This is a genomic window from Pararhizobium sp. (assembly GCF_965279435.1).
Taxonomy (GTDB): domain Bacteria; phylum Pseudomonadota; class Alphaproteobacteria; order Rhizobiales; family Rhizobiaceae; genus Pararhizobium.
The window spans coordinates 2,192,975-2,204,300 of sequence record NZ_CBDIHY010000003.1 but is presented as its reverse complement, the minus strand read 5'-3'; the positions used below and the strand labels follow the sequence as shown (position 1 = coordinate 2,204,300).

Annotated in this window: 12 protein-coding genes; 8 read left to right on the top strand and 4 right to left on the bottom strand. The window is 56.9% G+C overall.

Annotated features, from left to right (window positions below; genetic code table 11):
* The first annotated feature begins 9 nt into the window (after window positions 1-9).
* From rhaI to ACQY8Q_RS16225, 5 genes are all read left to right on the top strand, one after another.
* Window positions 10-1,302 carry an L-rhamnose catabolism isomerase gene (gene rhaI, locus ACQY8Q_RS16245; RefSeq protein ID WP_428427521.1) on the top strand — a complete coding sequence of 431 codons (1,293 nt, stop codon included), beginning with the start codon at window positions 10-12 and terminating at the stop codon, window positions 1,300-1,302.
* Window positions 1,303-1,512: 210 nt separating this feature from the next.
* The gene (locus ACQY8Q_RS16240; RefSeq protein WP_428427520.1) at window positions 1,513-1,767 is read left to right on the top strand and encodes a GlsB/YeaQ/YmgE family stress response membrane protein; all 255 of its coding nucleotides are present in this window, start codon (window positions 1,513-1,515) and stop codon (window positions 1,765-1,767) included.
* A gap of 70 nt (window positions 1,768-1,837) precedes the next feature.
* Window positions 1,838-2,026 (top strand): hypothetical protein, encoded by a 189-nt coding sequence (locus tag ACQY8Q_RS16235; RefSeq protein WP_428427519.1) that lies wholly within the window; start codon window positions 1,838-1,840, stop codon window positions 2,024-2,026.
* A gap of 67 nt (window positions 2,027-2,093) precedes the next feature.
* Window positions 2,094-2,555 carry a YbaK/EbsC family protein gene (locus ACQY8Q_RS16230; RefSeq protein ID WP_428427518.1) on the top strand — a complete coding sequence of 154 codons (462 nt, stop codon included), beginning with the start codon at window positions 2,094-2,096 and terminating at the stop codon, window positions 2,553-2,555.
* Between the two features lie 146 nt (window positions 2,556-2,701).
* Window positions 2,702-3,091: a DUF930 domain-containing protein gene (locus ACQY8Q_RS16225; RefSeq protein ID WP_428427517.1), complete on the top strand. Its 390-nt coding sequence runs from the start codon at window positions 2,702-2,704 to the stop codon at window positions 3,089-3,091.
* A 582-nt stretch (window positions 3,092-3,673) separates the two neighbouring features.
* Here the strand turns inward: ACQY8Q_RS16225 and ACQY8Q_RS16220 are convergent.
* Window positions 3,674-3,865: a DUF2735 domain-containing protein gene (locus ACQY8Q_RS16220; RefSeq protein WP_428427516.1), complete on the bottom strand. Its 192-nt coding sequence runs from the start codon at window positions 3,863-3,865 to the stop codon at window positions 3,674-3,676.
* A 494-nt stretch (window positions 3,866-4,359) separates the two neighbouring features.
* On the opposite strand from ACQY8Q_RS16220, the gene ACQY8Q_RS16215 reads away from it, so the two are divergent.
* Together ACQY8Q_RS16215 and ACQY8Q_RS16210 are read left to right on the top strand one after the other, a co-directional pair.
* The gene (locus ACQY8Q_RS16215) at window positions 4,360-5,400 is read left to right on the top strand and encodes a glutamine synthetase beta-grasp domain-containing protein (RefSeq protein ID WP_428427515.1); all 1,041 of its coding nucleotides are present in this window, start codon (window positions 4,360-4,362) and stop codon (window positions 5,398-5,400) included.
* Window positions 5,401-5,616: 216 nt separating this feature from the next.
* Window positions 5,617-6,858, top strand: coding sequence for an adenylate/guanylate cyclase domain-containing protein (locus ACQY8Q_RS16210; protein WP_428427514.1), 1,242 nt, complete (start codon window positions 5,617-5,619; stop codon window positions 6,856-6,858).
* Between the two features lie 9 nt (window positions 6,859-6,867).
* On the opposite strand, the gene ACQY8Q_RS16205 is transcribed toward ACQY8Q_RS16210, so the two are convergent.
* From ACQY8Q_RS16205 to ACQY8Q_RS16195, 3 genes are all read right to left on the bottom strand, one after another.
* Window positions 6,868-8,172 (bottom strand): O-antigen ligase family protein, encoded by a 1,305-nt coding sequence (locus ACQY8Q_RS16205; protein WP_428427513.1) that lies wholly within the window; start codon window positions 8,170-8,172, stop codon window positions 6,868-6,870.
* Window positions 8,173-8,182: 10 nt separating this feature from the next.
* On the bottom strand, window positions 8,183-9,457 hold the full coding sequence (locus ACQY8Q_RS16200) for a polysaccharide biosynthesis/export family protein (protein WP_428427512.1): 1,275 nt from the start codon (window positions 9,455-9,457) through the stop codon (window positions 8,183-8,185).
* Window positions 9,458-9,532: 75 nt separating this feature from the next.
* Window positions 9,533-10,213 carry a sugar transferase gene (locus ACQY8Q_RS16195; RefSeq protein ID WP_428427511.1) on the bottom strand — a complete coding sequence of 227 codons (681 nt, stop codon included), beginning with the start codon at window positions 10,211-10,213 and terminating at the stop codon, window positions 9,533-9,535.
* 803 nt (window positions 10,214-11,016) lie between these two features.
* Between ACQY8Q_RS16195 and ACQY8Q_RS16190 the strand changes: the two genes are divergently transcribed.
* The gene (locus ACQY8Q_RS16190) at window positions 11,017-11,304 is read left to right on the top strand and encodes an exopolysaccharide production repressor protein (protein ID WP_428427510.1); all 288 of its coding nucleotides are present in this window, start codon (window positions 11,017-11,019) and stop codon (window positions 11,302-11,304) included.
* Window positions 11,305-11,326: the final 22 nt, after the last annotated feature.

Below are 11,326 nucleotides of genomic sequence, written 5' to 3'. Positions count from 1 at the left end.
GAGAACGACATGACACGGATGATCACACAAGACGTTATCGCCACCGACAATGCCGCGCGCATTGCCGATCTGAAGGCCGATTACGACTATCTCGGCACGCAACTCGCCCGCCGGGGCATCGATATCGGCGCGGTTAAAGCGAAAGTATCGGCTTACGGAGTTGCGGTCCCGTCCTGGGGCGTCGGCACCGGCGGCACCCGTTTTGCCCGCTTTCCCGGCACCGGCGAACCGCGTCATATCTTCGACAAGATCGAGGATTGCTCGGTGATCCAGCAATTGACCAAGGCGACGCCGACGGTCTCGCTGCATATCCCCTGGGACAAGGTGGACGATCTTGCGGAACTGAAGGAAAAGGGCAACGCGCTGGGTCTCGGCTTCGATGCGATGAACTCCAACACCTTTTCCGACGCTGCAGATCAGGCGAATTCCTACAAGTTCGGTTCGCTCAGCCATGCCGATGCTGCGACCCGTCAGCAGGCTGTCGATCACAATCTCGAATGTGTCGAGATCGGCAAGGCGCTCGGCTCCAAGGCGCTGACCGTCTGGATCGGCGACGGCTCCAACTTTCCCGGGCAGGTGAACTTCACCAAGAGCTTCGAACGTTATCTCGAGGCAATGAAGGCGATCTACAAGGGGCTGCCGGATGACTGGAAGATCTTTTCCGAGCATAAGATGTTCGAACCGGCCTTCTATTCGACCGTCGTGCAGGACTGGGGCACCAACTATCTGATCGCCCAGGAACTCGGCCCCAAGGCGCATTGCCTGGTCGATCTCGGTCATCATGCACCCAACGTCAATATCGAGATGATCGTTGCACGGCTGATCCAGTTCAAGAAACTCGGCGGCTTCCATTTCAACGATTCGAAATATGGCGACGACGATCTGGATACGGGCTCGATCGATCCCTACCGCCTGTTCCTCGTCTTCAACGAACTGGTCGATGCCGAGACAAGGGCTGCAGAAGGCTTCGCGCCGATGCACATGCTCGACCAGAGCCACAATGTCACCGACCCGATCGAAAGCCTGATGAATTCGGCGACGGAAGTCAGCCGCGCCTATGCGCAGGCGCTGCTCGTCGATCGCAAGGTGCTGGAAGGCTATCAGGACGGTAATGATGCGCTGATGGCGACGGAAACGCTGAAGGCCGCGTTCCGCACGCATGTCGAACCCATCCTTGCTATGTCGCGCTATGAGGCTGGCGGCGCCATCGCGCCGGTTGCCGCCTATCGCGCCAGCGGCTATCGCGCCAAGGTTTCCGGCGAACGGCCGGCATCAAAGAGCGGCGGCGGCGGTATCGTCTGAGAAACGCAGACTACCCAGAAAGGCCCGATCCCTCGGGTCTTTTTCCGTTTCAGGCCAGTCGTTTCCTCATTTTTACGCCGAAAAGACATCTTCATCGCCCACTCCCGCCTTTTCACGGCAAAAAATAGGCAAAGAGCGCATTTCCCCTCTAACGCAAAACACTTTTCGCTCTATCTTGCTCCTTGCAGATACAACGGAAAGGAACCATCCATGGGTATCGAGAGCATTGTTGTCTTTCTTATCGTCGGCGCCATCGCCGGCTGGCTTGCAGGCTTGATCGTTTCGGGTTTCGGCTTCGGCCTGATCGGGAATATGGTCATCGGCATTATCGGCGCCTTCATTGCCGGTTGGCTGTTCCCCTATCTGGGCGTCAGCATCGGCAGTGGCATTCTTGCCGCCATCATCCATTCAACGATCGGTGCCGTGATCCTTCTCGTGCTGATCCGCATCGTCAAGCAAGCTTGACTTATCATGGCATCGTGCCGGTCTGCCGCGAGGCAACCGGCACATCCACGATCTTTGTTCTGGAGACATTATGTCTGACATCTACGATCCCAGGATCGAACAAGCGATTCAATCCTTCATTTCCGATCATCCCGGCATGCACACGCGCGATGAGGCAATCTCCGCGATCCTGATCAACTGGTTTACCAGCCACGGCTATTTACCGCACGATCAGGAAGGCACGCGCCCGGAAAATCTTGACGCGTCGAACGACGACTGAAAAGATCGGCAACGGCCTATCGCCCGGATCATCCGGGCGGCATCGATTAGAAAAGTCCCTTCATCCGATGAGCATCGCTTCCGTGAAGACCTTCTTTGCCGAACACGCCCCCGACATCGCCGTTATCGAACTTGAGCAAAGCACCGCCACCGTGGCGCTTGCAGCGGCGGGACATGGGGTCGAGCCGGCACAGATCGCCAAGACACTGGCGCTGCGGGTGGCAGACGAGGTGATCCTGATTGTTACGCGCGGCGACGCGCGCCTGGACAACAAGAAATACAAGGCCCGGTTTGCGACCAAGGCCCGCATGCTCGGGTTCGACGAAGTCGAGGAAGAGACCGGCCACCCTGTCGGCGGCGTCTGCCCCTTCGGTCTTGCCAAACCGCACAAGGTCTATTGCGACATTTCGCTCAGGGCTTTCGACGAGGTCGTTCCCGCCGCTGGCGCACCGCACGCGGCGGTTCGGATCAACCCGGAGCGGATGGCTCAGTTGTCCTTCGCCGAATGGATCGACGTGTCGGAGACTTGAGGCCGCCTGCCTTCGAATGAACACAAATGTTTCCTTGAAGTTAATCTCCGGAACCGGCATTCCTTCGCCCTCACGTTCGCTATTTGCCGGCTTCCTTACCGGCTCGACGCCGATGTTTCCGGTGTGACGAAGGAGTTCAATCCGCAATGAACAGGCTTGTTTGTTTGCCCTTGATGGCCGCAGCGATTGCGGCACCGGCGGCAGCCATGGATCAGTCGCTGGTCAAGCAATTTGAAAAACTGGATCCGCAGACCCGCCTGGAACAGCGATGCGACACTGAAGCGATGTGGAAGATCAGCGCCGATCAGTCGTCGTTCAAGCCTGACAAGGTGATTGCCTATACGTTCGCCGAGCCGGTCGTCGATGCCGACAATCTAAAAGCGCCAGGTGCTGTATTCCGGAGCAAGGGCGAGTGGTACAAGCTAAAATACAAATGCAGCACGGGACCGGACCATATCGAGGTTCTGTCGTTCAACTACAAGATCGGCGACCTTATCCCGCATGACGAGTGGGACGCCCATTATCTCTATCCGTAAGCAGCATTTCTGCTGCTGTTACAGGACGACGAACAGGACCATGATGGCGCCGAACGACAGCGCAGCCATGATGTTCAAAAGCGTCTTCATGATATGATCAGTCATGTCGAGCCTCCTCTGATCTGCAGGAGCGCGTGAAACCGTCTGGCTCCCGGCCTGCGGTGATCTTCGCCCGCCCGGCAGGACTATTCCGCCGATTGCGCCAAATCTCCTATCGAGTAACGCACCAACGAACGGTTTGGGTGCACCCGACGAACGATTCTGCTCAAATTTGCGCCTCAAAAGTTAAAATAACGTCCTATCGATCGTCGGCACTGATGAAATTTGTTAACCAAGACCGGCATGCTGAATCCCCTGATCGGCTGAAACTCGCCGTCTTGCCGGCTCTCGAATGGAAGAGGCGCAGGCGGCCGCAGCCACTATCAATGCGCGGCAAATACGGTCGCTGGAAAAACAGTTTCGTGGCGACGATCAGCCAGCCATGCCATAGGCGCGGAACAACAGTCAACGCGCGATGTCAGCGCCACAAAGGCGCACGATGTCCGCAATTAGCGGCAATCGGAATTCTCAGCCTGCCGCCGTTCAGGATTTCGGCGTCTGTTCCTCACGGACGGCTTCGTCGTGGTACCAGTTGCTGTAATCGACAGTGAGGACCTGCTTCGGGCGTATATCCGCGATCGTGGCAGATTGCTCGAAGCGACGGCCACCCGAATTCCGCCCACCGGCGGGGAACTCGAAAATCTTGGCCGTACCGGCCGGAGACATCATTGCCATAGTGCCTTTTCCTTTTTCACAGCCCTCAGCAGGACTGCTTATAAAGACCATAGCAGACTTGGGCGTGATTTGCGCGGATTGATTAAAAAAAAATCAATCCGCCTAAAAAATAGGCCATTTTTTAGGCATCTGATTTTTCATGACATTTTTGCGATAAATTTTGTGCGTGTGCACTCCAGTCAAATTGTCGCAAGTTCTGCGCATTTTTTGGACAAACCCAGCCATCCCAATCCAAAACCGGCGGGAAAATGCTGCGAAAAGGCAGGAAGCGATGCCGAAAACATCAACTTCGCCAGTGACTTCAACTTTTCGCATCCGTCATAGCCTGGCGCCACGCAGCCGCCCTGTTTTGCGCCTTTCCGAAGAAAATTGGCTTGTGGCTTCCCGCCCAAGTCAAACTGGCATGCCACCTGCATATAAGATGGCAGCCGTTGGCGGCGCAGCGTGATGGGCTTTCCAGATGTTGTGCATCATCAACCCATGAGAGGTTAGAAATGACGAAATTTAAGCTCGAGTATATCTGGCTCGACGGATATACCCCGGTCCCGAACCTTCGCGGTAAGACACAGGTCAAGGAATTTGACGCATTTCCGGCGCTCGAGCAGCTGCCGCTCTGGGGTTTCGACGGTTCCTCGACGATGCAGGCCGAAGGCCGCAGCTCGGATTGCGTTTTGAAGCCGGTTGCGATCTATCCGGATCCGGCCCGCACCAACGGCGCGCTGGTCATGTGCGAAGTGATGATGCCCGATGGCGTCACCCCGCACGCCTCCAACAGCCGCGCCACCATCCTTGACGACGAAGGCACATGGTTCGGCTTCGAGCAGGAATATTTCTTCTACAAGAACGGCCGTCCGCTGGGCTTCCCGGAAACCGGCTATCCGGCTCCGCAGGGTCCGTACTACACGGGCGTCGGCTATTCGAGCGTCGGTGACATCGCCCGCACGATCGTCGAAGAGCATCTCGACCTCTGCCTCGCAGCCGGCATCAACCACGAAGGCATCAATGCCGAAGTGGCCAAGGGCCAGTGGGAATTCCAGGTGTTCGGCAAGGGCTCGAAGCGCGCTGCCGATGAAATCTGGATGGCTCGCTACCTCTTGCAGCGCCTGACGGAAAAGTACGGCATCGACATCGAGTTCCATTGCAAGCCGCTGGGCGATACCGACTGGAACGGTTCGGGCATGCACGCCAACTTCTCGACCAAGTACATGCGCGAAGTCGGCGGCAAGGACTATTTCGAAGCGCTGATGGCAGCTTTCGAGAAGAACCTTCTCGACCACATCGCCGTCTACGGCCCGGACAACGACAAGCGCCTGACCGGCAAGCACGAGACGGCACCGTGGAACAAGTTCAGCTACGGTATTGCTGACCGCGGCGCATCGATCCGCGTTCCGCATTCCTTCGCCAACAACGGCTACAAGGGTTACCTGGAAGACCGCCGCCCGAACTCGCAGGGCTGCCCCTACCAGATCGCTTCGCAGATCCTGAAGACGATTGCGGAAGTCCCGACTGCGGGCAAAGTTTCGGCCGCCGCCTAAGTTTCTGCCGCTCTACCGATACGACCTTATGGCGTCGCCCACCCGGGCGGCGCCATTCTTGTGTCCGGTTGGCAATTCAGGCCGACAAGGCGTTCCCAGCCATAACGATACGGCCAGCCGTTTCAGGACCACTAGGTCATTTCCCGCACTGGTATTCCCGTCACGGCGTGACTAATTGTACGTCTTAGAGTGCCGAGACCAAGACAGGGTGTATCCATGCAAGTGCCATCCAACGCCACTTCCGGCCTGCGTCGCGAGAGCGCAGGCGCTCCACCAAGCGACAGCAGCGGCATCATCGAATGGCTGATGACCGAGACGCGCGACGATCGCTTCATCGACAATATCTTCATCGACATGTGCAACCGGCTCAATCAGGCCGGCATCCCGGTCTCGCGCGGGACGCTGCACTTCCGCATCCTTCACCCGCAATGGCTGGGTGCCCGGATCCTGTGGCAACGAGGCATGGAAGAGGCCGATATCCAGACGTTCGGTTTCGGCATCGAGGACAGCGACCGTTACCGGAACAGCCCGGTCAACGACCTCCACAACGGAGCAGCCGAGGTGCGCCAGCGGCTCGAACCGGCAGCCTTCGCCAACGCCCCACCCTATCCGCTCTATGACGAACTGCGCATTGAGGGACATACCGATTACATTGCCTGGCCGCTGAAGCACACATTGGGCAAAAACCACATCATCACCTTTGGCAGCGACAGACCGGGCGGCTTCAGCGATGACGACATTACGGCTCTGGCCGAGCTGCTGCCAGCCTTTGCGCTGGTCAGTGAAATCCGCCTGAAGAACCGCCTCGCCCGGACGCTGCTCGAAACCTATGTCGGCCCGCATGCCAGCGAACAGATCCTTGCCGGCGCCACGACGCGTGGCAGCGGGGTCACGGTCGGCGCTGCCATCCTGATCTGCGACCTGCGCGACTTTACCGGCATTTCCGACATGTGGCCGCGCGACGATGTCATCGAGCTGCTGAACGGCTATTTCGATGCCATGGCCGAGCCGATCGAGCGGCATGGCGGCGAAATCCTCAAATTCATGGGCGACGGCCTGCTGGCAATTTTCCCGCTCAGCAACACCCGCGCCTGCGGCGATCTTCTCGCGGCGATCCGCGAGGCGCAGACCGCGATGACGGCGCTGAACGAGGAGAATGTCAAAAAGGGGTACCAGCCTCTTGGCTACGGCATCGGCGTTCACGTCGGGGACGTGATGTATGGCAATATCGGCTCGCGCAGCCGCCTCGATTTCACCGTCATAGGCCCGACCGTCAATGTCGCCTCCCGGCTCGAAAGCCTGACCAAGGAACTCAAGCGGCCTGTGCTGCTCTCGCGTGCATTCGTGGAAATCGCCGGATGCGAAGCCAAAATTCCCGGATGCGAAACAAAGATGGAAAATGTCGGCTCCCACCTGTTGCGCGGCCTGAGCGAACCGATCGATGTCTTTGCCTTCTGAAGGATCTGCCTACCTGTACAGATAGGCGCTACCGGGTCCAAGCGGATGCGCCATCGGCTGCGCTGCGTCTCCGGTAAACGCCGGAGATCGCACCGGCTCGCTTTGCGGCGCCGGCATAGTCAATTTTCCAGCGGCGATATAGAGCAGGAACGAGCCTATCTGATAGGGAAAGATGACGTCGATTTCTGCGAAAGAGCGCACGAACAGCAAGGCGGAAATGCCGAACAGCACCAAAGGTTCGAAACCCCGTCTCTCGGCCAGCACCCTTTTGAGGTGACCGAACAGGCCAGCAAGAAACAGCGTGGTCAAAAGAAGCAGCCCGATCCCACCGGTTTCCACCATCGTTTCGATATACGTATTGTGAAAATGAAACCCACTGCGGGAGCCGATGAAGAACTCTTCCCACAACCGCTCCGGTTCGGAAAAACCCTGCACCCAGTAGGCCTGATAGCCGATACCGATCACCGGCGATGCGCGCGCGGCCTCGATCCCCTGTTGCCAGAGATACGTCCGGCCGGTGAGGGTCGAATCCTTGCCGAAAGCACCGAGAACACTGTCGATCGCGCCACCGTAGATAGCCCCGACCACAGTTATGGTGCCGAAGATGGTGGCAGCGATGAATAGCAGCTTGCGACTTTTCGGCGGCAGCAGGGAAAACACTTGCATACCGACGGTGATCCCAAGGACTGCAACGGTCGTCAGAACCGAGGTCGCCGACTGGGATGCATACAGACAATAAGCTGCCAGAAGACCGATCACCCCGCAGACAGGAAGCCAGAACCCACGCTGCTTCAAAAGGACGACGGCGGAGAAACAGAAGAAGACCGCAAGCGATGCATAGAATCCGAGCTGGTTCTTGGAATCGAAAGCCCCGACGAAACTGACCGTCCCGTCGAGCGGGTCAAAATGATAAACGCCGAACAGCAGCGAATAGAGCAACACGACGCCGGCTCCGGTGACCGAGCCCAGCGTCAACGTCTTCACATCCAGCGCCCGCATGGCAATCAGCGCGCAGATGACATGGGAGAGATATTGAATCGCCGCTCTTGTCGTCGTGCCCGGCGCTGCCGACCAGAAGACGGAGAGCAGCGCAAAAACCGCGAAGGCAAAGATCCAGATATATTTGACGTAGTTCCCCAGTGCCCGCCGGTAGTCGATGAGCACCAGAGGCAGCCAGACGGCGTAATAGAGCAGGATCGAGACCTGGCCGAAGCGCCCGGAATAGGCGAAGACGAAATAGGAAACGGTGAGGGCGAAAACCCCGTAGAGGAGGTTTTCGCCCGGCTTCACCAGACTGGCCTTGGCGATTTTCATCCTTACGGCCTCATTGTGTGTTGAGCGTAGGCTGCACCTTCACGACATCGCCGGGCTGAATGGGGGTGCCTTCGTCCGCCGCGATCGTCGTCGATTTTCCATCCTTCTGGCGGATGATGGAATAGTTGATGTCGATTGTCCTGCCCGGCTTCGGGGTCAGCGAGGCATCAGCCGACTGGACCAGCGCTTCCGTCATCAGATCGCGGCTGGTGATCAGCTTCAGCGACAGCGTATCGAGCTCGGCTTCGGTATTCTGCAGTTCCTGGGCAAGCTGCGCATCCCAGTCGTTGCGAAGGTTGGTTTCGTCCTGGCTCGCCTTGCTGACGTCCTGCTTGGCCTTCAGCGACGCGGTATCGATATCGAGCAGCGCAGCCTGAAGATCAGCGGCCCGCTGCTCGACGGCAAGCTTACGGGCGCTGAGTGCCAACCCTTTCTCCGCCAGAACATCGACGCGCCCCTTGTCTTCGATAACAAGCTCCAGCTGCCGCGTCTGCGTGACCGACTTCTTGCCGAGCGCTTCGATTTCGCTTTGCAGAAGCGATTTAAGTTCGGCCAGCGCGATCAACTGGAGCTTCTGCCGTTTGTCCCGGGAGACCATCAACGCCTTTTCGCTTTCAAGAAGACCGGGGGCATCTGCGACGCCCTTCAACTCGGCGGGCATGACAATATCAGTCTTCTCGGCAATCTCTGCCTGCAACCGTGCGCGGCGAACCAGAAGCCGGTTTCGCTCGGTGATCTGCACCGACGATTCTCCATGCGCGTTGATGAAATCCCGGGCAAAGCGTTGGCCATTTTCGGCACGCCGCAGGCCGCCACCCAGGCTGACAGCCTTCAGAACCGTCATATCGGGCGCAAACGGATATTCACCCGGCGTCTGGATCTCGCCGGCCAGGTAGATTGGCCGGTATTGAGCAAGCTCCACGGACGCGGACGGGCGATCGGGCAGACCAAACAGTTTTTGCAATTGCAGGCCGAGTTCCTCGGAAATCTCCGACGTGGTCTTGCCGGACGCGGGCATTGTGCCAAGGAAAGGCAAAGAAATGCCGCCGGATGCGCCGACGGTGTAATCGCCGCTGATAGCAGACCAGTCACGGACGGTTCCTTCCGCCGTCTGCCATTCCGCGACGCGTATTCTCAGCTTGTCCATGGCGCCCAGCGTGTAATCGCCGGCCAACGCCGCATGAATGCCTGAGACGCTGATTGCGATGGCGAGCGCGGAAAGACGCGCAGCACCCCGGACTTTGCGGCAGAGGGCTGGAAGTCCTTTGCAAAGACTTCTGTTCATGAAATTTCCTCACTTAACAACAAAGCCGATTCCGGCATTACGACGGAAGCGGCGTATTCACGCTGATGACTGTGATCAGTAACTACCCCGGGACAGGCAGACAGCAGGAATTGTCTTGGCAACGATGACCACATCGTTGAGCAGGGACCAATTGGTCACATAATGCGTATCAAAGGCGATACGCGCGGCATAGGAGACGTCATTGCGGCCACTCACCTGCCAAAGCCCTGTCAGGCCAGGGCGTGACTTCAGATAGAAGACGGCAGAATGCTCATAAAGCTCAAGCTCGTCTTCGACAACGGGACGTGGGCCAACGACACTCATTTCACCGCGGATGATGTTGAGCAGCTGCGGCAGTTCATCCAGGCTCAATTTGCGCAGGACATTGCCAACCACGGTGACACGCGGATCGTCCTGCAGCTTGCGGGTTGCCTGCCATTCCTCATAGGCCTTGGGATTTTTATGCAGATGGTCCTGCAAAATCTTGTCGGCATCCGGCGCCATTGTCCGGAACTTGAGGCAATGGAAAAAGCGGCCATTATGACCGACGCGACGGTGTCCATAAAACACCTTGCCGCCGTCGGAAAACTTCACCATCGCCATCAGCAGCAGAAAGAGCGGGCTGAAGACAATGAGCGCCAGGGACGCGGCGAAGATATCGAAACCCCTTTTGGACATTCCCCCTATCGGCCGGTGTGCCCCGGATTCGATGGTCGTAAAATACGGCGAACTTGCCGATCGAGTCGCAGACTTCATGGGAGAAAACTCCATTCGGGTTGGCGATTGGTCGGGTTCCAGCGGGTACTGGGATCAATTACAGATGAGAGTGTAGAGGGAGATTTAGATTTTTAAAGGCAACTTTCGCCCCATTAAGGCCGTTCATGGCAAATGCGGCCAAGTTAAAAATAGCCGCGGCCCTATCGTCTGCGTTCATCGACCCATATTTTGCGGTTTGATCAAAAGAAAATCCGCCGCGATGGAAAACTATGCTGTCTCTCTTGAGTTTTGTTTCAAAACTAACCCATTTATGAACATCACTGATCCGGATTTGATATTTAAGATTTCTTATCTTCGTTAAGAAATACCAAAAATATTGTCTTTTCGGTAAAAATATTGCGATGCAGCATTATTTTTGCACTGCACTTTAACTTATTAGTATATTCTAATTTTGTAACAAAAGTTGATCGACTAAAGGGCCTTCTCTGCCACCAAGGGGTAGGCGACCAGAAGAATGCACCTTTTAGATGCGTGCATATGGCAATGCATCTCGAAATGTGTCCGAATCCTGTTGGGGCCGCTTCTCGCATCGCAATCCGGCGGCAATCCGGAAAATTGGCGTGATATTCCGCCAAAAATATTGTCGTTGTTGCGCAATCGATAGATGATTTTAAATGCAGGCTAAGAATTCATACCGTAAATAACGTAAATGTAATGAAACAGAGTGCTTATGCGCGATTGAAACCGCCGTGGGTCTTCGATATGTTAATAATCGCCTAAGAGGATAAGGTGGATTTTTCAATGATGTCTGCAAACCAAGACATAATATTGAGGACGCTCTGATGTTTGCACCACGTGTTTTCATCAGCATGATCGGAGCGCTGAGCGTTTTTGCCATCGTGACCTTTATCCTGACAGGTTCTGCATGGACGACAGCGTGGCAGACGCTGGTCTGCGCGGTGCTGGTGCAGGCCGGATATTTCATCGCCGTGCTGTTTCTGGTGGCAAGGGAAGGCCGGGACCGCCGCAACGCGGCACAACGCCAATCGCCGGCGTCCGCATCGGCCGGTGACGAAAAAGAGCCGAAAACCATCCGTGTCTCGAACAATCCCGGCCACTTCAATTCTTGAATGGGCGCCTGAACCGCCAGTT

What these genes read in the sequence shown, in the direction of transcription:
- rhaI (WP_428427521.1), top strand. Translation starts at nt 10, where the DNA reads ATGACACGGATGATCACACAAGACGTTATCGCCACCGACAATGCCGCG.
- ACQY8Q_RS16240 (WP_428427520.1), top strand. Translation starts at nt 1,513, where the DNA reads ATGGGTATCGAGAGCATTGTTGTCTTTCTTATCGTCGGCGCCATCGCC.
- ACQY8Q_RS16235 (WP_428427519.1), top strand. Translation starts at nt 1,838, where the DNA reads ATGTCTGACATCTACGATCCCAGGATCGAACAAGCGATTCAATCCTTC.
- ACQY8Q_RS16230 (WP_428427518.1), top strand. Translation starts at nt 2,094, where the DNA reads ATGAGCATCGCTTCCGTGAAGACCTTCTTTGCCGAACACGCCCCCGAC.
- ACQY8Q_RS16225 (WP_428427517.1), top strand. Translation starts at nt 2,702, where the DNA reads ATGAACAGGCTTGTTTGTTTGCCCTTGATGGCCGCAGCGATTGCGGCA.
- ACQY8Q_RS16220 (WP_428427516.1), bottom strand. Translation starts at nt 3,865, where the DNA reads ATGGCAATGATGTCTCCGGCCGGTACGGCCAAGATTTTCGAGTTCCCC.
- ACQY8Q_RS16215 (WP_428427515.1), top strand. Translation starts at nt 4,360, where the DNA reads ATGACGAAATTTAAGCTCGAGTATATCTGGCTCGACGGATATACCCCG.
- ACQY8Q_RS16210 (WP_428427514.1), top strand. Translation starts at nt 5,617, where the DNA reads ATGCAAGTGCCATCCAACGCCACTTCCGGCCTGCGTCGCGAGAGCGCA.
- ACQY8Q_RS16205 (WP_428427513.1), bottom strand. Translation starts at nt 8,172, where the DNA reads ATGAAAATCGCCAAGGCCAGTCTGGTGAAGCCGGGCGAAAACCTCCTC.
- ACQY8Q_RS16200 (WP_428427512.1), bottom strand. Translation starts at nt 9,457, where the DNA reads ATGAACAGAAGTCTTTGCAAAGGACTTCCAGCCCTCTGCCGCAAAGTC.
- ACQY8Q_RS16195 (WP_428427511.1), bottom strand. Translation starts at nt 10,213, where the DNA reads ATGAAGTCTGCGACTCGATCGGCAAGTTCGCCGTATTTTACGACCATC.
- ACQY8Q_RS16190 (WP_428427510.1), top strand. Translation starts at nt 11,017, where the DNA reads ATGTTTGCACCACGTGTTTTCATCAGCATGATCGGAGCGCTGAGCGTT.